21 protein-coding genes are annotated in these 21,535 nt (G+C 51.7%); all 21 read left to right on the top strand.

Annotation, left to right across the window (positions count from 1 at the left end; all coding sequences use genetic code 11):
- The first annotated feature begins 249 nt into the window (after positions 1 to 249).
- The 21 genes from C2I18_RS04900 (at position 250) to rpoD (ending at position 21,510) form a co-directional block, all read left to right on the top strand.
- Complete coding sequence (locus tag C2I18_RS04900; RefSeq protein WP_249900161.1) at positions 250 to 609, top strand: histidine triad nucleotide-binding protein; 360 nt, start codon at positions 250 to 252, stop codon at positions 607 to 609.
- Positions 610 to 747: 138 nt separating this feature from the next.
- Positions 748 to 921: a 30S ribosomal protein S21 gene (rpsU, locus tag C2I18_RS04895; RefSeq protein ID WP_005547957.1), complete on the top strand. Its 174-nt coding sequence runs from the start codon at positions 748 to 750 to the stop codon at positions 919 to 921.
- A gap of 15 nt (positions 922 to 936) precedes the next feature.
- Positions 937 to 1,380: a GatB/YqeY domain-containing protein gene (locus C2I18_RS04890; protein ID WP_036683862.1), complete on the top strand. Its 444-nt coding sequence runs from the start codon at positions 937 to 939 to the stop codon at positions 1,378 to 1,380.
- Between the two features lie 161 nt (positions 1,381 to 1,541).
- Positions 1,542 to 2,924 (top strand): NfeD family protein, encoded by a 1,383-nt coding sequence (locus C2I18_RS04885; protein ID WP_249900160.1) that lies wholly within the window; start codon positions 1,542 to 1,544, stop codon positions 2,922 to 2,924.
- Between the two features lie 53 nt (positions 2,925 to 2,977).
- Positions 2,978 to 3,979, top strand: a complete 1,002-nt coding sequence (floA, locus tag C2I18_RS04880; protein ID WP_249900159.1) for a flotillin-like protein FloA — start codon at positions 2,978 to 2,980, stop codon at positions 3,977 to 3,979.
- A 16-nt stretch (positions 3,980 to 3,995) separates the two neighbouring features.
- Positions 3,996 to 4,625, top strand: coding sequence for a hypothetical protein (locus tag C2I18_RS04875; RefSeq protein WP_249900158.1), 630 nt, complete (start codon positions 3,996 to 3,998; stop codon positions 4,623 to 4,625).
- A gap of 192 nt (positions 4,626 to 4,817) precedes the next feature.
- Positions 4,818 to 5,111, top strand: a complete 294-nt coding sequence (yqfC, locus tag C2I18_RS04870; protein ID WP_249900157.1) for a sporulation protein YqfC — start codon at positions 4,818 to 4,820, stop codon at positions 5,109 to 5,111.
- On the top strand, positions 5,108 to 6,298 hold the full coding sequence (yqfD, locus tag C2I18_RS04865) for a sporulation protein YqfD (protein ID WP_249900156.1): 1,191 nt from the start codon (positions 5,108 to 5,110) through the stop codon (positions 6,296 to 6,298). Before yqfC ends, yqfD begins: the two co-directional genes overlap by 4 nt.
- 6 nt (positions 6,299 to 6,304) lie before the next feature.
- Entirely contained in the window at positions 6,305 to 7,276 is a 972-nt protein-coding gene (locus C2I18_RS04860) for a PhoH family protein (RefSeq protein ID WP_249900155.1), read from the top strand.
- 17 nt (positions 7,277 to 7,293) lie between these two features.
- Entirely contained in the window at positions 7,294 to 9,549 is a 2,256-nt protein-coding gene (locus C2I18_RS04855; protein ID WP_249900154.1) for an HD family phosphohydrolase, read from the top strand.
- Positions 9,546 to 10,043 carry an rRNA maturation RNase YbeY gene (gene ybeY, locus C2I18_RS04850; protein WP_249900153.1) on the top strand — a complete coding sequence of 166 codons (498 nt, stop codon included), beginning with the start codon at positions 9,546 to 9,548 and terminating at the stop codon, positions 10,041 to 10,043. Before C2I18_RS04855 ends, ybeY begins: the two co-directional genes overlap by 4 nt.
- Positions 10,043 to 10,438, top strand: coding sequence for a diacylglycerol kinase family protein (locus C2I18_RS04845; RefSeq protein ID WP_249900152.1), 396 nt, complete (start codon positions 10,043 to 10,045; stop codon positions 10,436 to 10,438). Before ybeY ends, C2I18_RS04845 begins: the two co-directional genes overlap by 1 nt.
- Before the next feature lie 226 nt (positions 10,439 to 10,664).
- Positions 10,665 to 11,084: a cytidine deaminase gene (locus C2I18_RS04840; protein WP_249900151.1), complete on the top strand. Its 420-nt coding sequence runs from the start codon at positions 10,665 to 10,667 to the stop codon at positions 11,082 to 11,084.
- A gap of 1,409 nt (positions 11,085 to 12,493) precedes the next feature.
- Positions 12,494 to 13,387 (top strand): GTPase Era, encoded by an 894-nt coding sequence (gene era, locus C2I18_RS04835; RefSeq protein WP_249900150.1) that lies wholly within the window; start codon positions 12,494 to 12,496, stop codon positions 13,385 to 13,387.
- A 108-nt stretch (positions 13,388 to 13,495) separates the two neighbouring features.
- Positions 13,496 to 13,639 (top strand): YqzL family protein, encoded by a 144-nt coding sequence (locus C2I18_RS04830; protein WP_249900149.1) that lies wholly within the window; start codon positions 13,496 to 13,498, stop codon positions 13,637 to 13,639.
- A gap of 36 nt (positions 13,640 to 13,675) precedes the next feature.
- Positions 13,676 to 14,431 (top strand): DNA repair protein RecO, encoded by a 756-nt coding sequence (gene recO, locus C2I18_RS04825; RefSeq protein ID WP_249900148.1) that lies wholly within the window; start codon positions 13,676 to 13,678, stop codon positions 14,429 to 14,431.
- Positions 14,432 to 14,859: 428 nt separating this feature from the next.
- Entirely contained in the window at positions 14,860 to 15,747 is an 888-nt protein-coding gene (gene glyQ / locus C2I18_RS04820; RefSeq protein WP_249900147.1) for a glycine--tRNA ligase subunit alpha, read from the top strand.
- The gene (gene glyS, locus C2I18_RS04815) at positions 15,740 to 17,821 is read left to right on the top strand and encodes a glycine--tRNA ligase subunit beta (protein WP_249900146.1); all 2,082 of its coding nucleotides are present in this window, start codon (positions 15,740 to 15,742) and stop codon (positions 17,819 to 17,821) included. Before glyQ ends, glyS begins: the two co-directional genes overlap by 8 nt.
- A 173-nt stretch (positions 17,822 to 17,994) precedes the next feature.
- The gene (locus C2I18_RS04810; RefSeq protein ID WP_249900145.1) at positions 17,995 to 18,474 is read left to right on the top strand and encodes a YaiI/YqxD family protein; all 480 of its coding nucleotides are present in this window, start codon (positions 17,995 to 17,997) and stop codon (positions 18,472 to 18,474) included.
- 38 nt (positions 18,475 to 18,512) lie between these two features.
- Positions 18,513 to 20,333, top strand: a complete 1,821-nt coding sequence (gene dnaG / locus C2I18_RS04805; protein ID WP_249900144.1) for a DNA primase — start codon at positions 18,513 to 18,515, stop codon at positions 20,331 to 20,333.
- Positions 20,334 to 20,373: 40 nt separating this feature from the next.
- A complete protein-coding gene (gene rpoD / locus C2I18_RS04800; RefSeq protein ID WP_249900143.1) occupies positions 20,374 to 21,510 on the top strand; it encodes an RNA polymerase sigma factor RpoD in 1,137 nt (378 codons plus the stop codon).
- Positions 21,511 to 21,535 lie beyond the last annotated feature (25 nt).

Genomic DNA, 21,535 nt, shown 5'->3' with positions numbered 1-21,535 from the left:
TATGAACAAGGGAAGCCGGGTTGCCGGAGCAAATTGTGCAATGCGGTTTGTTCTTCTTCCTTTCGCTTTCGCAATCCGTAATTATCCTGTATGATTAGGGTACATTAATTTGTTTGGCGAAGAAGGCCAGTCTGCAAGACTATGAATAACAGCCTGCCGGGTTTTTAGCATGGCGTGCTTACAGGGCAATGTTGCTCCGGCGTAGATCAAGCAGTCGTGTACCACACAAATTTTAGGAGGAAGCACTGTATGGAAACCGTCTTTAGCAAAATTATTGAAGGCTCGATTCCTTCCAAAAAAGTATTTGAAAACGAACGGATTCTGGCATTTCATGATATTCAGCCGGCGGCTCCGGTCCATGTGCTGATTATCCCGAAGAAGTTCATCGCTTCAATGAATGATGTTACTGCAGAGGATCTGCCGCTGATCGGTGAGATTCATGCCGTAGCGCAGCAAATTGCTGTAGAGCTGGGAATCGCCGAGACGGGTTACCGTCTGATCAACAACTGCGGACCGGACAGCGGACAAGCCGTGCCTCATCTTCATTATCACCTGATCGGGGGAGCCAAACTGGGCGCCCTTGTAGGCATTTCATCTTCACATGCATAGCAGGAAGTTCATTTTTTGAGCGCCTGCCCGAAAAAAGAATAACGCGGAGGTTGACACCCTATTTCGGTTTGACCTATAATGAAAGTTGATGAACCGTGTTATGCTCTTGGACGGTCTGGTCGGAGGGAGGGAAAACTGGTGTCTGAAACGAAAGTTCGTAAAAACGAGACAATTGATGCTGCACTTCGTCGCTTTAAACGTTCCATCGCTAAAGATGGTGTCTTGGCTGAGGTGAAGAAACGCAAGCATTATGAGAAGCCAAGCGTAAAGCGCAAGAAGAAGTCTGAGGCTGCTCGTAAGAGAAAGTTTTAGGAGGATTACCGACGCATGAATCTTAGCGAACGATTGAACGAAGATATGAAGCAAGCGATGAAGAGTAAGGACAAGTTCACACTCTCCACCATTCGAATGGTTCGTTCTACGATAAAGTATCTTGAAATAGATTTGAAGAGAACATTAGACGACAACGAAGTGCTTGATATCCTTAGTCGTGAAATCAAACAGCGCAAAGATGCCCTCCAAGAATTTGAATCAGCGGGTCGCGACGAGCTTGCCGCGAGTACGAAGGCAGAAATCGAGATTATCATTAAGTATCTTCCAGAACAGCTTTCCGAAGAAGAAATTAAAGTAATTGTACAGCAGACCATCCAGGAAACCGGTGCTTCTTCGAAAAGTGAAATGGGTAAGGTCATGAGCGCACTGATGCCTAAGGTCAAAGGTCGCGCCGATGGTAAACTTGTGAACCAGGCGGTTCTGCAATTTCTGCAATAATATAACGCTAGCACCCCTTGTATAAGGGGTGTTTTTCATTTTCAGCCTTTTTTTGGGTACATAATAAGCAGCACCTTTTGTTTAAGTTTGAAACGTAATGCCGGTGAAGGCGTACTAAGGGGTATGACTGGGGATACTTGGACGAAGGGAGGTTTTAAAGCTTGAACAGACTGCGAAAGATAACCTTTTCATCCGTTATTGCCCTGCTGCTGCTGGTTTTATTTATTCCGCTGACGGCAGAAGCGGGAGCCGGCACTTCGCCGCCCCGTGCGGCTGAAGCACCTGAAGGAGCCGCTAACGGTCCGGTTTTTATAATTCCGGTGGAACAGGAGATTGAGCGGGGGCTGCAGAGCTTTCTGGAACGGGGATTTCAGGAGGCAAAGAGCTACGGGGCTGCCCTGATCGTGCTGGAAATCGATACGCCGGGCGGACTTGTGGCTTCAGCTGAACAGATCGGCACGATGGTAAAAGACAGCGAAATACCAGTAGCCGCCTATATTGAGGGTGATGCCGCATCTGCGGGAAGCTACATAGCGCTGAATGCAGATACCATTATTATGAAGCCGGGAAGCATGATCGGTTCGGCCTCGCTGGTAGATCTGAACGGTGACAAAGTGGATGATGCCAAGCTGGTATCCTACTGGAAGTCCAAAATGGTAGGAGCAGCCATGCTGAACGGAAGAGACCCGGATATTGCTGCCGGGATGATGGATGTTAATCTGGTTGTAGATAAACCGGAGCTTGGCGTAAGCAAGACACAGGGACAGATCATTGCCCTCAGCAGTGATGAAGCGCTCAAAGCCGGTTATGCCGAGCATATTGCAGGGACGCCGGAGGAAGCGATCACTTGGCTGGGCTATTCGACAGACGATATATTTCGCGTAGAACAGTCCGGAGCAGAGAAATTGTCGCATTTTCTGACCAACCGGGTCGTGATGACGATTCTGCTCTTTGTCGGGATTGCCGGGATTGTCATTGAACTGCTTGTTCCGGGTTTTGGTGCTCCGGGGATTATCGGAACGCTGGCGTTTGCCCTGTACTTCTTCGGTAATTATGTAGCAGGCTTTGCCGGTGCAGAGACCTGGCTGCTGTTTATTCTGGGGCTTGTCATGCTTGTGTTAGAACTGTTTGTCCCCAGCTTCGGCATATTGGGGCTGCTTGGCTCGGTCTGCCTGATAGCGGGCGTAGTAAGGGCTGCTTTCAGCTACACGCATGCACTTCTTAACCTTGGGATCGCGTTTGCAGCGGCGGCGGTCGTTATCGCAGTGGTAGTTGTGATTTTCAAGGAAAGGGGCATCTGGAACAGGTTCATCCTGCAGGACAATCTCACCAAAGAAATGGGATTTGTGCCTGTAGAGGAAAAATTGAGCCTGGTTGGAGCTTCAGGTGTCAGCATCACACCGCTTCGCCCTGCTGGAACAGCCATGGTAGGCGGCGAACGGATCGATGTGGTGACACAGGGCAGCTTTATTGATGCCGGTGCAGCGGTTTCTGTTATAAAGGTTGAAGGCGGACGTGTTGTGGTGAAGGAATCTGCAGAGTGATCGAACCGATTTAGATTATAAAAAGACTATTGTAACGGAGGTTGGAAAAAAGTATGGGTGAAGCGTCTTTGATTCCTATTTTGCTGATCGCGGTTGTCGTGATCATTGTGCTGAGCGTGTTCTTCAGTTTTTTCCCGGTTATGCTGTGGGTTTCCGCATGGGCGGCCGGTGTCAGAATCAGCATCATTACCCTTGTGGCGATGAGACTGCGGCGGGTTACTCCAAGCCGGATCGTTAATCCGCTGATCAAGGCTACAAAAGCGGGGCTTGGACTTAATATCAACCAGCTGGAAAGCCACTATCTGGCCGGCGGTAATGTGGACAGGGTCGTTAATGCGCTGATTGCCGCCCAGCGTGCGGATATTCCGCTGGAGTTCACGCGTGCCGCAGCCATCGACCTTGCAGGCCGTGATGTCCTGCTGGCCGTGCAGATGAGTGTTAATCCGCGGGTGATCGAGACTCCGATCGTTGCGGCGGTAGCCAGAAACGGGATTGAGGTTAAGGTTAAAGCACGGGTTACCGTCCGGGCTAATATTGACCGTCTCGTCGGCGGTGCAGGGGAAGAAACGATCATCGCGCGTGTCGGTGAAGGGATTGTTACGACAGTAGGTTCAAGCAACTCCCACAAAGACGTGCTGGAAAACCCGGATTCCATCTCGCGGACCGTATTGTCCAAAGGTTTGGACTCCGGTACGGCTTTTGAAATTCTCTCGATCGATATCGCGGATGTGGATGTAGGCAAAAATATCGGTGCTTATCTGCAGACCGAACAGGCCGAAGCGGATAAACGCATTGCCCAGGCCAAAGCCGAGGAACGCAGAGCGATGGCTGTTGCCCATGAGCAGGAAATGAAGGCAAGGGTTGTCGAAATGAAGGCGCTTGTTGTCGAATCGGAATCCCAGGTGCCGCTGGCCATGGCTGAAGCGCTGCGTGCCGGCCAGCTCGGTGTAATGGATTACATGAACCTTAAGAACATTGAAGCCGACACGCAAATGCGCGGGTCACTCGGCAAGCTTAATGACGGAGATGATAACAACCGTCCGACCAATAAATAAGGGGATGTGAGTTCCCATGAGCAGTCTGATTTATATCGCCGTGGTAATTATCATCGGAATTATTTCCAGTATGAATAAAGCATCCAAAGCCAAGGGGAAAACAACCCCGCGCGGCGGCATGCCGACCTTTGGCGGCGGCGGTGAGGCAGGTCCTCTGCGCCGGACGGCGCGTAAAGAGCAGGACAGGGACGGGAAAGGCAGCGGCTTTCCGGACCCGGCAGGAAACCCTTCAGGAACCTTGCGTTCGGAAAACCGCGGTGAAGAGGGGGAATATGAGGCTGCTCCGCCTTGGAGGGAGTCTCCCTTCAGCCCGTCTCCGGATTATGAGACAGGTGAGGGCCTCTCTCTTGAGCAGGCAGATGAGCGTGACGGCGGCATACAGGCCCGTACAGAAGCGATGCAGCGCGAGCTGGAGCAGATCGAGGCTGCATTCGACGGTATGGCAGGAGCAGACCGGTCCGTCAGGGATCATGCAGGGGAGTATGACAGCCTTAAAGGCAGTGACCGCAAGTCTGCAGCCGCTTCAGCTGCCCGTTCCGGCCTGACCGCCAGCCGTCAGGATTTGCAAAACGGCCTGGTTTGGGCTGAAATTCTGGGCCCTCCCCGTGCCCGTCAGCCTCATCCTACCCGGCGCGGTAGCGTATAGTTCTTGTTCCATAATTTCAGAGAGTGACAAAGACTCATTCAACAGCAGCAGCCAGTCCCCGTAATTTGGAGACTCGCTGCTGTTTTTTGTTATGGGTATTTTGCAACCGCAGCCGCACGCTGAGTTCTTCTCATAATTAAAGATCTCACAGCATAAGGTGTACAGAAGGCAGGAAGGGGGAGAAGTCTACATATGACCCGGATCGGCCGCAGGCTGAGGGGATGGACAAACGGGATACTGGATCTTCCGCAGGATGTGCTGCAGGAGATGCCCCGGATCACCCTGATCGGCAATAAGGAGCTGTATATTGAGAACCACCGCGGTGTGCTGCATTTTTCCTCCGGGCAGCTGACAATCGCGTTAGTGCAGGGCTGCCTGGAGATAACCGGTGAAGGACTTATGATCCGGAATATTCTCGGCCAGGAGCTGGCTGTGGAAGGAATAATCGGGGAGATCAGATATAAGGGAAGCGAGGAGAAACGATGAAGGAACCGCCTCTGTCATCACTGCGGGGGTTCGTTACGCTGCAAGTGAGCGGACCGCAGGTGGAAGGGTTCATCAATGCTGTTACCGGGGCAGGCATAATCATATGGGATGTGAGGCCTGCCGGGGACGGCGCTTCCCTGAACCTGCTGCTGGATGATTTTTATGCGCTCCGGCCGCTGTTAAAAAAGACAGGCTGCCGCATGCATGTTACGGGCAGGCACGGGCTGCCTTTCCGGCTGGCGAGACTGTGGAAACGCAAGTTTTTTACGGCTGGACTGCTGTTGTTCGGGGTTGGCCTGCTTCTGCTCTCTTCCATGGTGTGGAGTGTCAGGGTAGAAGGGAACAAGCTGATTGCTTCCGAGGATATTCTGGAAGCAGCCCGCCAGCAGGGAGTATACCCGTATCAGTGGATCTGGCGTCTGGACGAACCGGACAAGCTGTCGAGACAGCTCACCTCCAAAGTGCCCGGCTTATCCTGGGTCGGACTGGAGCGGACAGGGACGAGCATCACAATCCAGGTTGTGGAAGCAGACCGGCCGGAGGATAAACCGCTGCTCAGCCCCCGCCATCTGGTCAGCAGAACTGATGCTGTGGTCAGCGAAATCTATGCGGAGCAGGGCCGGCCTGTCGTGTCCCGCAATACCCGGGTCAAAAAAGGGGATATTCTGATCTCCGGCGCCCTGGGCGACGAAGAATTCACTGAGTTTGTAGTGGCCAAAGGCGAGGTTAAAGGTCTCGTATGGCATGAATATAATATCGAGGTGCCGCTTAAAACAACGAGCAGCTCCTACACGGGCGAAAGAAAGGACCGTAATTATCTGGTTATAGGCAACTGGGCGGTTCAATTATGGGGATACGGGGAATCCGGCTTTGATAAATCCCGGATTCTTACAGAGCATGATATGCTGACCTGGCGCTCGCTGCAGCTGCCGCTGGGGCTGATGACCGAGAAGGAGCTGGAGCTGCAGTATACGACTGCCACGAAGGAGCCCGAGGCTGCGAAGCAGGAGGGAATTACGCGGGCGAAAGATGATATTTTGGCGCGTTACGGCACAGACAGCGTAATAAAAAGTCAAAAAATTTTGCATGAGAAGAAAGAGAATGGTAAAGTTTATATGAAAGTGCTGTTTGAGGTGGAAGAAAGAATTGCGGAAGAACTTCCGATAGTAAACAACCGAGGAGAATGAGGCTACTTGTCAGAACAGACTGCAAGCATTCGTATATCTTTGCAAAATGCGGGAGAAGCGCAATCCCTATTCGGCCCGCAGGACGGATTTTTGAAAATGATCGAAAGTGAGATTCCGGCGGTTATTAACTCGCGTGAAGCAGAAATCACGGTCCGGGGGGCACAGCGTGAGGTGGACATGCTGGAACAGCTGTTCAATGTCCTGCTGTCCCTGATCCGCAGCGGCTATATCCTTACTGAACGGGATATCCAGTATGCTGTGGAACTGGCCAAGGATTTCCGTGCTGACCAGCTGCTTGATTTATTCAAGGGTGAAATCACGACCACTTTCCGCGGTAAGCCTATCCGTGTCAAAACAATCGGGCAGAAGCATTATGTCACGACCATCAAGAAACGCGATATCGTCTTTGGAATCGGGCCGGCAGGAACCGGCAAAACCTATCTGGCCGTTGTGCTCGCTGTTACGGCGCTGAAGGAAGGCTCGGTCAAGCGGATCGTGCTGACGCGCCCGGCGGTTGAGGCAGGCGAGAGCCTGGGCTTCCTTCCAGGAGATTTGCAGGAAAAGGTCGATCCGTATCTGCGGCCGCTGTATGACGCCTTATACGACGTTATGGGGCCCGATCAGGTGGCCAAGGCACTGGAACGCGGTTTGATTGAAATTGCGCCTTTGGCTTATATGCGGGGACGTACGCTGGATGATTCTTTTATCATCCTGGATGAAGCCCAGAATACGACGCCCGAGCAAATGAAAATGTTTTTGACCCGGCTTGGTTTTGGCTCGAAGATGGTCATCACGGGTGATGTTACCCAAATCGACCTGCCTCGCGGCAAAAAATCCGGTTTGATAGAGGCCAAGGCGATTTTATCCGGCATTGAGGAATTGGGTTTTGTTTATTTTGCAGAACAGGATGTAGTACGGCATTCCCTGGTGCAGAAAATTATCGTTGCCTATGACCGCTCTGCCGAGAACCTCGAATAACAAAGGGGACTGTCCTCATGGCTTCAAAGCAACCATCGAAATTAAGCGGATTTGTATATAGCAACAACGGATGGAAGTATAGCGCGGCGACGCGCTATGCTCTTTTCCTGTTATTGGGAATTATTTTTTACTTCAGCCTGGCCCCTGATCTGCTGCCCAAACGTTATGACATCAAGGTTGGCACAACCAATGCCAAGGAGATTACTGCGCCCAAGCAGATTCTGGACACTAAGGCTACCTTGAAGGCCCAGGAGGAAGCGGCGGAGAATGTGCAGAACAGATACGCTATCATCCCGCTCAGGGCGGATACTCTGGTCACCTCGCTGCTGGACCGGATCGACCGTCTGAACCAGGATGATCTGATTTCGCAAAGTGACAAGGTCGACATCTACAAGGATGTAATTCCGCAGCGTGCCAATGATTTTATTCTGAATTTTGTGAATTCGAGCCGTAATTCCGGCACCTATTCCGATACGCTGCTGAACGAAATGCAGTCGGTGATCAAGAGTCAGGCCTACGTTATTCCGGAAGAAACTTATATCAAGATTCCCCGTCTGACTTCCCAGGACATTATAGAAATGAAGCCGGTCGCCCGGGATATTGTCACCAAGCTGATGAATGACCAGATTGTTGACGCCCAGACGGCGCGGGCCAAAGTGGCAGAGCAGGTCAGTGTAAGTTCGCTCAGCCAGCGTACGGCCCGGGAGGTTGTGCAGGAACTGGTGCGGCTCGCGATTACAAGCAACAAATTCTATGACGAGGAAGCCACCAAGGAAGCGAAGGTACAGGCCCGCGAGAACACTCCTGATGTGTTCATTGAGCAGGGGGATGTGCTGGTTGCCGAGGGGGATTATATTACACAGGAGCTGTACACCCTTTTGGATGAGAACGGCCTGCTGAGCGATGAGGTCAATTACTGGCCGCAGCTGGGTCTGTTCATGCTCTCTGTCCTGCTCTCTGCAGGACTGCTGGCGTTTATCCGCTATTCCGGAGGAGCCTCCGGCTTCAAGTATAATAATTCCCAGCTGCTGATGCTGGTGCTCGTCTTTCTAATTACCATCATTACGATGCGGCTGGCCGCCTTTTTGCAGACGGATGTCAGAGCCTATATCGGGTTCCTCGCTCCGGTTGCGATCGGTGCCATGCTGATTACGATGCTGCTGGATATGTCCCTGGCTTATTTCTGCTCCATTATGTTCAGTGTGCTCTCCAGCATTATTTTAAATGTGCATCAGGATACTGTATTTGATTTTAACTTCGGATTTTTTGCGCTCGTGGTATCTTATGTGGCTATCTTTGCCACCCACCGTGCCGGACAGCGTTCAACGCTGCTAAAGGGCGGAATTATGGTTTCCCTGTTTGGCTCTTTAACCGTATTTATGCTGACACTGCTGAGCGGGGAAGGCTGGAATGAGACGCAGACGCTGTATGCCATTGTGTTTGCTTTTGCCAGCGGTCTGTTGACCGCCGTACTGGTTATCGGACTGATGCCATTTTTCGAAGCTACATTCGGCATTCTCTCGGCGCTCAAGCTGGTGGAGCTGTCGAATCCGAATCATCCGCTGCTGCGCAAGCTGCTTACGGAAACGCCGGGTACGTATCATCACAGCGTGATGGTCGGAAATCTGTCGGAAGCGGCGGCGGAGGCGATTGGCGCAGACGGCCTGCTGTGCCGCGTGGGCTCGTATTATCACGATGTCGGCAAGACCAAGCGGCCGTTCTATTTCATTGAGAACCAGAACAATATGGAGAATCCGCATGACTCCATTGAACCGAAGCTGAGCAAATCCATCATTGTGGCGCATGCCCGTGACGGTGTAGAGATGCAGAAGGAATACAAGCTGCCGAAGCCGATCCGTGACATTGCCGAGCAGCATCATGGAACGACATTTTTGCATTATTTTTATCATAAAGCCCTGAAGCTGGCCGAAGAAAAAGGCGTGGAGCCGGATTTCACCGAAGAGGATTTCCGTTATCCGGGGCCGAAGGCACAGTCGAAGGAAGCGGCAGTAGTCGGAATCGCCGACAGTGTGGAAGCTGCCGTACGCTCGCTGCGCAAGCCGACCGTTGTCCAGGTTGAAACGATGATCGAGAAGATTATCAAAAGCCGGCTGGATGACCACCAGTTCGATGAATGTGATCTGACGATCAAGGAACTGGATATTATTGCACGTACATTGAAAGAAACGGTTATGGGGATTTTCCATTCCCGGATTGAATATCCTGAAGAAGTGAAGAAACCCAAAAAAGAGGAAGGAGCCGTAACCCCATGAGCCTGGAAATCGTATGGAACAACGAGCAGGAAGAATTCGAGATTAATGACAGCCTGATTGAGCTGCTGGAGGCCATCCTGCAAAAAGCGGGGGAGGCTGAAGGGATTGTTAACGGCGAAGTGGATCTGACTTTTGTCGATAATGAGCGCATTCATGAACTGAACCGGGAGTACCGCGGGATTGACCGTCCGACGGACGTGTTGTCCTTTGCCATGAACGAAGCGGGGGAAGACGAACCGGACATTATATACGGGGCAGAGGATACTGAAGAACTGGGCGATGTGCCGAATGTGCTGGGAGATATCATTATTTCTGTAACCCGTGCGAAGGAGCAGGCTGAGGAATACGGGCATTCGCTGGAGCGGGAGCTTGGTTTTCTGTTCGTCCACGGCTTCCTGCATCTCCTTGGATACGATCATCAGGATGCCGAGTCTGAAGCCGAGATGATGTCCAAGCAGGAGCATGTACTGGCCCAGGTCGGGTTGACACGCTAATGGTTAAGAATACGGCGCGGGGGCACAAGAAATTCTGGCATTCTTTCCGGTTTGCCGCACAGGGTATAGCCAGTGCGTTCAAATCCGAGCTTAACATGAAAGTCCACAGCGGCTTGACTGTTCTTGTGCTTGCCGCTGCCGCTTTTTTTAGACTCCCGCCGTCAAGGTGGATGCTGCTGCTTGCAGCGATCACGCTTGTACTGACTGCTGAACTGCTGAATACAGCAATTGAAGCGACGGTTGATCTGGTGTCGCCGGAGATTCATCCCCTGGCCAAGACAGCCAAAGATACCGCCGCAGGAGCTGTGCTGCTTACGGCGGTGTTTGCCGTGATTGTCGGAATCTATGTTTTTTATCATCCCGTGATGGACTGGATTGCCGGAATTATGTCATAATCAGTTTACAACTTCAGCTTAACCCAGAGGCGGACCGGTGTGCTCCGCCCTCTTTTGTCTAATTTTCAGGTTATGGGCAGTAGGCTCATGCTTCCGGGGCGAGTTTTGTACGAAGAGATATCAGGGAGTTAAAGCTCACAAAACTTAGGATTATGCTTTCGGAGCGAGTGTTTGTACGAAGAAATGCCAGAAAGTAGCACTCACAAAAACTTTGAGGAGGATCCCAATGGAGCCAGCCCTTCTTCTGCAGGAAGCGATCAAGGCAAGAACTAATGCATATATACCCTATTCCCGTTTTGGAGTCGGCGCGGCACTGCTGGATCAGGATGGTCATGTCCATCACGGCTGCAACATCGAGAATGCCGCTTACGGCCCGACCAACTGCGGCGAGCGGACGGCGATGTTCCGCGCCGTTGCTGACGGCCACAAACCAGGCTCCTTTCAGGCGATGGCAGTTGTAGCCGATACTGACGGCCCCGTGTCACCCTGCGGAGTGTGCCGTCAGGTCATGGTGGAGCTCTGCGGTCCCGATATGAAGGTTATCCTTGGTAACCTGAAGGGTGACTACGTCGAGACTACCGTGCGCGACCTGCTTCCGGGAGCCTTTACTACCGCAGATTTGGAGCAGGGACAGGCTGCTGAATAACTCCCGATAGTATTTGAGGCGTTGTCTGTTGCCTGCATTATAGCATTTAACAAACTAGTTCTTTTGTAGAGGGAATGTATCTCCTTAACTCGTAATTGTGTTGAAAAAACGTCCGTGCTGGTGTTCTTGGAAAAAGTACCATTTTTACGCATGTTTATTCTCTGTTAAGTAACTTCTTTAAGAAACTTGCAGCTCGGCTTGCTGGATCAAATTAGCTTAGTGGGAATTTCTCCAGCTAATTTTCGCCAAAGCAGCTTTATTACATGATTACTTGGAAAATCTCCTGTTATTTGGACCATTTTTGTTTACACAGGGGCCTAATTGGCGAAATAGGTGGAGTTAATCCCACTAATGGCCGGAAGTTAAGCGGAATGGCGGAATTAGGTGGAGGAAATCCAACTAGCTGCATTGGTAAAATCGCCGAAAGAGATTCTACCAGAAATGCCTGCCATATGAGCTATTAGCGAGTGAGAAAACACTATAGACTTCGTTTGCCTATGCGTTTAGTTGTGATTGTTTATTTCAATCTATTGCATTTCATGCAATAGATTTGACCATTTTTGGCCCTAAAACAGAATCTGCTGCACAGAATGCAACAGAAGCTAAAAAATAGGCCCGTTTCAGTGAATTCTGCTGCACAAAATGCAACAGAATAGGTACATGATTATGAATTCACTGCTTGCTTGGTCTAAATGTATGTCTTTGCTGGTATTCGGTCTAATGCGCTGAGCCGCTCCTCATTATTTAACTAACTTTATGAATTAGCTCCTGCGCATTCCCGGAGGGAACAGCCCGCGCCGCAGTAGCTCGCGCATTCCCGGAGGGAACAGCCCGCGCCGCAGTAGCTCGCGCGTTCCCGCAGGGAACAGCCCGCGCCGCAGTAGCTCGCGCGTTCCCGCAGGGAACAGCCCGCGCCGCAGTAGCTTGCGCATTCCCGGAGGGAACAGCCCGCGCCGCAGTAGCTTGCGCATTCCCGCAGGGAACAGCCGCGCCGCAGCAGCTTGCGCATTCCCGGAGGGAACAGCCCGCGCCGCAGTAGCTCGCGCATTCCCGCAGGGAACAGCCGTGTCGCAGCAGCTTGCGCATTCCCGGAGGGAACAGCCCGCGCCGCAGTAGCTTGCGCATTCCCGCAGGGAACAGCGTCCGCGCCGCCATCGCAGTCCGCCTCGCTCCGGTGTCCGGCGCATTCCCGCAGGGAACAGCGCCCCGCAGCGGCGTCCAAGCGTGTCCCCGGAGGGGACGAAAGCGCTCCAGGCAGAATCGTCACATCCGTCCGCTATCGCCGCTGCTTCGCCATTTCCGGGTGTCCAGAGGGCCGGGGCCCTTGGGGTCCCCCTTGGCTAAGGGGGATTTAGGGGGATCGAAAAAAGCTTGTTTAATTTTGTTCCATTCGAAAGGAAAGAGATCATATGAAATTCAAATCAGGGTTTGTCGCCATTATCGGCAGACCGAATGTAGGCAAATCGACACTTATGAACCAGGTGATCGGCCAAAAAATCGCCATCATGTCCGATAAGCCGCAGACGACCAGAAATAAAATCCACGGTGTGTACACGGCGAACAATTCACAGATCGTATTTCTGGACACGCCGGGTATCCATAAAAGACAGTCCAAGCTGGGCGATTACATGAACATGACAGCAATGAGCACACTGCATGAAGTAGAAGCTGTACTGTTCCTGGTGGATGCATCCGAAGGTCTGGGCGGCGGTGACCGTTATATTGCCGAACAACTGGGCGCAGTGAAAACCCCGGTTATTCTGGTGCTCAACAAGATTGATAAAATTGAGCCGGAAGCGCTGCTCCCGCTGATCACCCAATACAGCAAGCTGCATGAATTTGCAGAGATTGTGCCAATTTCGGCCAAGCTTGGCAGCAATGTGAACACACTGCTCGATCAGCTCGTGAAATATCTGCCGGAAGGCCCGCAGTATTACCCCGATGATCAGATCACTGACCATCCGGAGCAGTTCGTCTGCGCGGAGCTGATCCGCGAGAAAATTCTCCATATGACCCGCGAAGAAGTTCCGCATTCTATTGCAGTGGCTATTGAAGATATGAAGGCCGAGCCTAACGGTGTGGTGCATATTTCCGCCGTTATTTTTGTCGAACGCGATTCGCAAAAAGGGATCATTATCGGCAAACAGGGTGCCATGCTTAAGGAAGTCGGCAGACGCGCCCGGACGGATATTGAGAATTTGCTGGGTTCGAAGATTTTTCTGGAATTATGGGTAAAAGTGAAAAAAGACTGGCGCAACCAGGACCGCGTACTACGCGATTTGGGCTTCCACAAAGACCTTTAAATTCCAGACTGCAGCTTCTTGGCAGGAATTGCACGGATAAACCCCGGCGCATCGCACATCCTATTCTTTGAAGAGACATCGGGTTTCCCAAGGAAAGGATGAATACGAATGCGAGATTTTTCGTGGAAGTATTTTGCAATGACTGGAGATGTCGATGCTTATCTGCTGTACAAACAAGCAGCTGAACCGCCCGAAACGGACGGGCTCCTGCTGGCAGAGGAAGAGAAGGTTCTGGATGAAGAAGCCTTATAAGGACTGGTTGCTTGCCGAGTGGTTGGGGGAAGAGACATGCTATACAGGGTGGAAGGGATTGTCATCCGCAGCATGGACTACGGCGAGGGGAACGCGATTATTACGCTTTGCACCGAGAACGCCGGTAAAGTAGGCGTTCTCGTGCGCGGTGCCAAAAAAGTGAAAAGCCGCCATGCTGCCTTGATTCAGCCGTTCACAGTGGGGGAATTCGTATTCTTCCGCAATAACGGCGGACTGGGGACGCTGAACGCCGGGGAAATTACGCAGTCGCATCACCCGCTGCGCGGGGATTTGATCAAAGCAGCCTATGCCTCTTATGCGTGTGAGCTGCTCGACAAGGTCCTGCATGACGAGGAGACAGGAAGCTTCTGGTTCCGTCAGCTTTCGGCCTGTCTGAATGCGCTTGAGGAAGATAAGGATCCGGGCATTATAATCAATCTTTACGAGATGAAAATCTTGCAGGCTGCCGGCTACGGTCCGGAGCTGGATACCTGCATTATCTGCGGCCAGGACAAGCCGGATGAGGAGTTGCGGATCAGTCCGCGTCTCGGCGGCGTGCTGTGCCGCAGCTGCAGGCACAATGACCCTCCGGCCATGGAGGTATCCCCGCGAGCCCTAAAGATGCTGCGTCTGTTCGCGGCACTTGATCTGACAAGGCTTGGTAATGTGAATGTGAAGGAAGACACCCGTAATGAGCTCAAAAAAATCATGCGGGCGTTTATGGACATGCAGCTCTCCCTGAAGCTGAAGTCGCAAGGGTTCCTGGACCAGCTCGACAAATACAATATTTGACGAATGCTGATTTTTCCGGTACTATAGGAACAGTTTCTTTAATAGCTAAGTGCCGTTGTTACTCCGCATCACTAAGGGGGACGTGCAGCGATCGGGAAAGTAGTGAAATTATTTGTCGCTTTAGCGAGCCGGGGATAGTGTAAGCCTGGCGGACAAAGTTCATGAACAGGGCACCCGGGAGTGCGGAAACGGCCGTATGAAAAGTGGATTGCGTAATCCGTCACAGTGCTGCTTATGGCAGTGTATGATGCGTAATCAAGTAGGGTGGAACCGCGGGAGTATCTGTACAGCTCTCGTCCCTATGTCTGTATAACAGGCATGGGGGCGGGAGCTTTTTTGCATAAAAAATTTCCGCCTCCATCGCGCAGAAGCTAAAAGCCTCATGGCAGAACCAAAGCCAAAAACTTGTGAGCGAAGGAGTCGGTAGTATGAATTTTCAGCAGATGATTTTGACGCTGCAGCAGTTCTGGGCAGAACAAAACTGTATTCTTGTCCAGCCGTATGATACGGAAAAAGGGGCAGGCACAATGAACCCTATGACGTTTTTGCGTTCGCTTGGACCTGAGCCATGGAAGGTGGCATATGTAGAGCCTTCCCGCCGTCCGTCGGATGGCCGTTATGGCGAGAACCCTAACCGTCTGTACCAGCATCACCAGTTCCAGGTGATTATCAAGCCTTCTCCGGACAATATCCAGGAGCTGTATCTGGACAGCCTGAAGGCACTGGGTGTTGATCCGCTTCTGCATGACATCCGTTTTGTGGAAGACAACTGGGAGAACCCGTCGCTGGGCTGCGCCGGCCTCGGCTGGGAAGTATGGCTCGACGGTATGGAAATCACTCAATTCACTTACTTCCAGCAGGTAGGCGGTATTGAGACCAGTCCGGTAGCGGTTGAAATCACCTACGGTATGGAGCGTCTGGCTTCCTACATCCAGGAGAAAGAAAATGTGTTCGATCTGGAGTGGGTGGACGGCGTGACTTACGGTGACGTTTTCCACCAGCCTGAGGTGGAGCATTCCACCTATACTTTTGAAGTATCGGATGTGCAAATGCTGTTCACGCTGTTCAACACCTACGAAGCGGAAGCCAAGAGAGCGATGGAGAACCATCTGGTGTTCCCTGCTTACGATTATGTGCTGAAATGCTCGCATACCTTCAATCTTTTGGACGCGCGCGGAGCGATCAGTGTCACGGAACGTACGGGCTTCCTGACAAGAGTGCGTAATATGGCCCGCACCGTTGCGGCAACGTATGTAGAGGAACGCGAGAAGCTGGGCTTCCCGCTGCTGAAGAAAGAAGGTGCTGAGCATGTCTAAAGATATTTTGTTTGAAATCGGACTTGAGGAAATTCCTGCACGGTTTATCCGGGCGGCAATGGAGCAGCTTAAAGACAGAACAGCCAAATGGCTGGAGTCTTCCCGTATCGAACACAATGGAATTACCGCTTATGCTACGCCGCGCCGTCTTGCGGTACTAGTGAAGGACGCTGCCGAGAGACAGAGTGATGTGAGCGAAGAGGTAAAAGGACCGTCACGCAAAATCGCCCTCGACCAGAACGGGGACTGGAGCAAGGCGGCACTCGGCTTTGCCCGCAGCCAGGGCGTATCACCGGAGCAGTTTACTTTTAAAGAGCTGGCCGGGGTTGAATATATTTATGCCACCAAGAGCAGTGACGGTGTAGACACGGCTTCCCTGCTCTCCGAGGGGCTCAGCGGAATCGTCAGCGCAATGACTTTTCCGAAGAATATGCGCTGGGGAGCGTATGATTTCAAATTTGTCCGTCCGATCCGCTGGCTGGTGGCCCTGTTCGGGCAGGAGATCATTGACCTGGAAATTACAGGCGTTAAAGCCGGTAATGTAAGCCGCGGTCATCGTTTCCTTGGACAGGAAGCAGCTATTTCCGAGCCGGCACAGTATGTTGAAGCTCTCCGTGCACAGCATGTGCTGGTAGATGTCGAAGAGCGCCAAAAGCTGATTCTCGAGCAGATCAACAAGCTGGCTGAAGAGAAAAGCTGGACCATTGCCATCAAGGACGATCTTCTGGAAGAGGTATTGTTCCTGGTTGAAACACCGACCGTACTGTTCGGTACCTTCGACCCTTCATTCCTGAACATTCCGCAGGATGTGCTGATCACCTCGATGCGTGAGCATCAGCGTTATTTCCCGGTACTCGACGCTTCAGGCAAGCTGCTGCCGTTCTTTGTCACTGTACGTAACGGTAATGCAGAATCGCTGGATGTCATTGCCAAAGGAAACGAAAAGGTGCTGCGCGCACGTCTGTCGGATGCCAAGTTCTTTTATGAAGAAGATCAGAAGCTGCAAATCAGCGATGCCCTCGCCAAGCTAGAAAGTATTGTGTATCAGGTGGAGCTGGGCAGTATTGGCGACAAGGTGCGCAGAATCCGGGCGATTGCCGACCGTCTCGCTGCCAAGCTTGAGCTTTCTGAGACAGCAGCGGCTGAAATCAGCCGTACCGCTGATATTTGCAAATTTGACCTCGTAACCCAGATGGTTGGCGAATTCCCTGAGCTGCAGGGTACCATGGGTGAGGATTATGCCCGTAAAGCAGGAGAAGCGGAGAATGTGGCCAAAGGGATTTTCGAGCATTATCAGCCGCGTTTTGCCGGAGACAGTGTACCATCGACTGAAGCGGGACTGGTTGTCAGTCTTGCAGATAAAATCGATACAATTGTCGGAAGCTTCTCCATCGGTATTATCCCGACCGGTTCCCAGGACCCTTACGCACTGCGCCGCCAGGCAGCAGGTATTGTGCAGATGCTTCTGGAGCATAAGCTGCCGGTAAGTTTGCAGGAAATTTTCACGATAGCCGTGGAAGTTCATGAAAGTTTGCGCACAGAGAAACATTTTAGCCCTGAGCTGCGTATAAACCTTTACGAGTTCTTCGGTCTGCGTGTGAAACGCCTCCTGTCCGATGACAATGTGCGCTACGATGTGGTTGATGCAGTTACGGCCGCAGGGTTCGATGACATTGTTGACGTGGTAGGCAGAAGCCATGCCCTTACGGAGGCTGTAAATTCCGTGGCTGACTTCAAAATCATCGTGGATTCATTGACCCGTGTAAGCAATCTGGCCGCCAAAGCAGCCGAAGGTGCTGAAATCGAGCCTTCGCTGCTGAAAGAAGAAGCGGAACTGAAGCTGTACGAAACATGGCAATCCATTCACACCCCTTACCGCGAAGCGTTAGCATCCAGAAATGCGGCAGAAGCCCTGCAGATTCTTTCGGGCCTGAAGGATGCAGTAACCGGATTTTTTGATTCCGTCATGGTTATGGCTGAGAATGAAGGCATCCGTGCCAACCGTCTTGCACTGCTGTCTACTATCGATGCCGACTCTAGAATTTTCGCTGACTTCAGTAAGCTGGTCTGGTAATTTTCGGAATTTCTGCTTGAAATATGTGTGACTTATGGTATAGATCGATGGTTTAGGGTATAAATATACGGAACGGTGCCAATGCGTTAGTTGACATTCGTTCCGTATTTATGCTTTATCAAAGAAGGATTTCGGTTGGGCAAAGCGTATATATATTACACAGGAATTTGGTGATGGATCTGGAAAAGTCCCGGGGAAGAAAGATTGTTGTCGACGGAGATGCTTGTCCGGTCAAAAAGGAGATCGCTGCCGTTGCCCGTTCCTTTGGGATTCCGGTGCTGATGGTCTCGTCCTATGATCATGTGCTGCAGGCTGAAAAAGGCGTTACTGTAGTGCAGGTTGACCGGGGGGCTGACAGCGCGGACCTGTATATCGCCAATCATATTACTGCAGGGGATGTAGTCGTTACGCAGGATTACGGCCTGGCTGCGCTGGCGTTGGGCAAACGCTGCAGGGTTCTCTCCAACAGGGGTCAGGAATATGATGATTCGAATATGGATTTTATGCTGGAGAGCAGGCATGCAAGAGCGGTTGAACGCAGACGCGGCCATTATTCCAAAGGACCGAAAGCGATCACTGCGGAGGAAAAAAATCTTTTTCAACATAAACTGACAAAAGTTTTAACATTTTTGCAGGAGAATGTACAGCTATAGCGAATTATATTTATTTGTTAAGAGATGAAGGTGGTTGAGTGGCTAGCGGACACGGTAATATTCCGGAAGACGTTATCGAGAATGTGCTTGCGCGTCATGATATCGTCGATACCGTCGGTAAGGTTGTCCATTTGTCCAAGCAGGGGAAATATTTATGGGGCCTCTGCCCGTTTCATTCGGAGAAATCCCCTTCCTTCACTGTGACCCCGGACCGGGGAGTCTTTCATTGCTTTGGCTGCGGTATGGGCGGAAATGCCATCAAATTCAGGATGGAAATCGAAGGACTATCCTTCCCCGAAGCAGTCAGAATAATGGCGGAAGAAAGTGATATTCCCATTCCGGAGGGCAAAGGAGGAACGCTGTCGCCTCCCGATCCTGAACGGGACCGGCTGATTCAGGCGTATGAATTGTCGGCAAAATTTTATCATTTTTTGTTGAAGAATACGGAATACGGCACAGCCGCAATGAACTATTTGAGATCCCGGAACTTCAGCGACAAAATGATCGACCAGTTTCAAATCGGCTTTGCCCCGGACCGCTGGGATACCCTGCTGCAGTTTTTGGAGAAACGGAGCTTTGACCTTGCCGAAATGGAAAAAGGCGGGCTGCTGTCTGCCAGAGGCGAAGGCAAAGGGTATATCGACCGTTTCCGCGGGCGGATTATATTTCCGATTGCGAACCGCATGGGCAAGACCATTGCTTTTGCCGGAAGAATTCTTGGGGAAGGACAGCCGAAATACCTGAATTCCCCGGAGAGCAGACTATTTAACAAAAGCCGGATTCTGTACAATCTGCACCAGTCCAAAGCATCCATCCGCAAAACGCGGCAGATCGTTCTTTTTGAAGGATACGGGGATGTCATTTCGGCATGGGATGCAGGGGTGCATAACGGCGTAGCGACGATGGGTACTTCCCTTACTGAAGGCCATGTGGCGCTGATGAAAAGCCTCGGAGACGAGATTGTTCTCGCCTACGACGGTGACCGTGCGGGACAAGCCGCAGCCATGAAGGCGATCCCGATGCTGGAAGATAACGGTCTTAGAGTGAAGGTGGCCCTGCTTCCAAGCGGACTGGACCCGGATGAATTTATCTCCCGTCACGGCGGGGAGCGGTTCAGGGAACAGGTCATTGATTCCGCAGTTTCATCGATAAAATTTAAGCTTATATATCTGAAAAAAAACCATATACTCCTAGAGGAAGACGGCAAAATTGCCTATGTCAAGGAGGCGCTTGAAATTATTGCCACCCTGCACTCCTCCACGGAGCGGGAAGTATATCTGCGGGAAATATCCTCTGAGCTTGAGCTGTCATATGATAGCTTAAAGCAGGACTGCAACCTGCTTCGCGCATCGATGCAAAAAAACATCCCTGAAGGGGATAATAACGATAAAAGGTGGAATAATGGTAGGCATAAAAAAGGGCAAGTGCAGACACCTGCTCTGCTGCCCGCTTATCATGCTGCGGAACGGCGCCTGTTATCTTTTATGATCCAGGACCCGGATGCTGCCGCTTATGTGGGCGAACGCCTCGGAGAAGAGTTCAACATCGATGATCATGCGGCAATTGCCGCTTATCTATATGCCTACTACGCGCAAGGCAAACCACCCGGCATTAGCCGGTTTCTATCTTCGCTGCAGGATGACCGGCTCGAGAAGACCGCGACGGCGATATCCATGATGGATACACCTCCGGTATGGAATACACAGGAGCTCGATGATTGCATCCGGGAAGTGAAAAAATACCCGACACAGCGCAAGATGGAACAAAAGCGTGAAGAGATGATTCAGGCGGAGAAATCCGGTGACTTTTTACGCGCTGCACAAATTGCAAGTGAGATTATAACCCTAGAGAGACAATAATGAACTGACACGATGTACCTAGGGAGGAGGGAGTCGAATTATGGCGAACGATCAGCATACTGAACTGGAAGCAGAATTTACTCTGGATCAGGTTAAGGACCAGCTTATTGAGCATGGCAAGAAAAGATCATCACTGAATTACAAAGATATCATGGAGAAATTGTCGCCGTTTGATCAGGATCCCGAGCAGATGGAGGAATTCTACGAGCAGCTTAGCGACCACGGCATCGAGGTTGTGAACGAAAATGACGAAGAAGGCTCTAATCCGCTCCGTCAAAGTGAGGATAATGAGAACAGCGATGGCGATGACTTCAGCTTCGACGATGATTTGTCGCTGCCTCCGGGCATCAAGATCAATGACCCTGTACGGATGTACCTGAAAGAAATCGGCCGTGTTCCGCTGCTCTCGGCTGACGATGAAGTCGAACTGGCCATGAGAATCAAGAACGGTGACGAGGAAGCCAAACGCCGTCTTGCCGAAGCGAACCTGCGGCTCGTAGTCAGCATTGCAAAACGCTATGTAGGACGCGGGATGCTGTTCCTGGATTTGATTCAGGAAGGGAACATGGGGCTGATCAAAGCGGTAGAAAAATTCGACCACAACAAAGGATTCAAGTTCAGTACCTATGCTACATGGTGGATTCGCCAGGCGATTACCCGGGCGATTGCCGACCAGGCCCGGACGATCCGTATTCCCGTGCATATGGTTGAAACGATCAACAAGCTGATCCGTGTCTCCCGCCAGCTGCTTCAGGAGCTGGGACGCGAGCCTTCGCCGGAAGAAATTGCGGCTGAGATGGAGCTGACGGTGGAAAAGGTTAGAGAAATCATGAAGATTGCCCAGGAACCGGTCTCACTGGAGACACCGATCGGGGAAGAGGATGATTCGCATCTCGGCGATTTCATTGAGGATCAGGAGGCTCTTGCACCTGCGGATGCAGCTGCGTATGAGCTGCTTAAGGAGCAATTGGAGGATGTGCTGGACACGCTCACCGAGCGTGAGGAGAATGTGCTTCGTCTCCGGTTCGGTCTGGATGACGGCCGGACGAGAACACTTGAGGAAGTAGGTAAAGTGTTCGGCGTTACCCGCGAACGGATCCGCCAGATTGAAGCCAAGGCACTGCGTAAGCTCCGCCACCCGAGCCGCAGCAAACGGCTTAAAGATTTCCTCGAATAGGCTGTATACTATGGACCTTCTGCTG

The sequence above is a fragment of the Paenibacillus sp. PK3_47 genome, from assembly GCF_023520895.1.
In the GTDB taxonomy this organism is placed as follows: domain Bacteria; phylum Bacillota; class Bacilli; order Paenibacillales; family Paenibacillaceae; genus Paenibacillus_AQ.
Note: the sequence above shows the minus strand (reverse complement) of the source record. Positions and strands in the feature narration are given on the sequence as shown.

Excerpts from the sequence above, each read along its gene's own strand:
- yqfC (WP_249900157.1), top strand. The coding sequence starts at position 4,818 with ATGACCCGGATCGGCCGCAGGCTGAGGGGATGGACAAACGGGATACTG.
- glyS (WP_249900146.1), top strand. The coding sequence starts at position 15,740 with ATGTCTAAAGATATTTTGTTTGAAATCGGACTTGAGGAAATTCCTGCA.
- C2I18_RS04845 (WP_249900152.1), top strand. The coding sequence starts at position 10,043 with ATGGTTAAGAATACGGCGCGGGGGCACAAGAAATTCTGGCATTCTTTC.
- C2I18_RS04810 (WP_249900145.1), top strand. The coding sequence starts at position 17,995 with ATGGATCTGGAAAAGTCCCGGGGAAGAAAGATTGTTGTCGACGGAGAT.
- ybeY (WP_249900153.1), top strand. The coding sequence starts at position 9,546 with ATGAGCCTGGAAATCGTATGGAACAACGAGCAGGAAGAATTCGAGATT.
- C2I18_RS04890 (WP_036683862.1), top strand. The coding sequence starts at position 937 with ATGAATCTTAGCGAACGATTGAACGAAGATATGAAGCAAGCGATGAAG.
- recO (WP_249900148.1), top strand. The coding sequence starts at position 13,676 with ATGCTATACAGGGTGGAAGGGATTGTCATCCGCAGCATGGACTACGGC.
- C2I18_RS04840 (WP_249900151.1), top strand. The coding sequence starts at position 10,665 with ATGGAGCCAGCCCTTCTTCTGCAGGAAGCGATCAAGGCAAGAACTAAT.
- glyQ (WP_249900147.1), top strand. The coding sequence starts at position 14,860 with ATGAATTTTCAGCAGATGATTTTGACGCTGCAGCAGTTCTGGGCAGAA.
- floA (WP_249900159.1), top strand. The coding sequence starts at position 2,978 with ATGGGTGAAGCGTCTTTGATTCCTATTTTGCTGATCGCGGTTGTCGTG.
- C2I18_RS04830 (WP_249900149.1), top strand. The coding sequence starts at position 13,496 with ATGCGAGATTTTTCGTGGAAGTATTTTGCAATGACTGGAGATGTCGAT.
- rpoD (WP_249900143.1), top strand. The coding sequence starts at position 20,374 with ATGGCGAACGATCAGCATACTGAACTGGAAGCAGAATTTACTCTGGAT.
- era (WP_249900150.1), top strand. The coding sequence starts at position 12,494 with ATGAAATTCAAATCAGGGTTTGTCGCCATTATCGGCAGACCGAATGTA.
- C2I18_RS04900 (WP_249900161.1), top strand. The coding sequence starts at position 250 with ATGGAAACCGTCTTTAGCAAAATTATTGAAGGCTCGATTCCTTCCAAA.
- yqfD (WP_249900156.1), top strand. The coding sequence starts at position 5,108 with ATGAAGGAACCGCCTCTGTCATCACTGCGGGGGTTCGTTACGCTGCAA.
- C2I18_RS04875 (WP_249900158.1), top strand. The coding sequence starts at position 3,996 with ATGAGCAGTCTGATTTATATCGCCGTGGTAATTATCATCGGAATTATT.
- C2I18_RS04855 (WP_249900154.1), top strand. The coding sequence starts at position 7,294 with ATGGCTTCAAAGCAACCATCGAAATTAAGCGGATTTGTATATAGCAAC.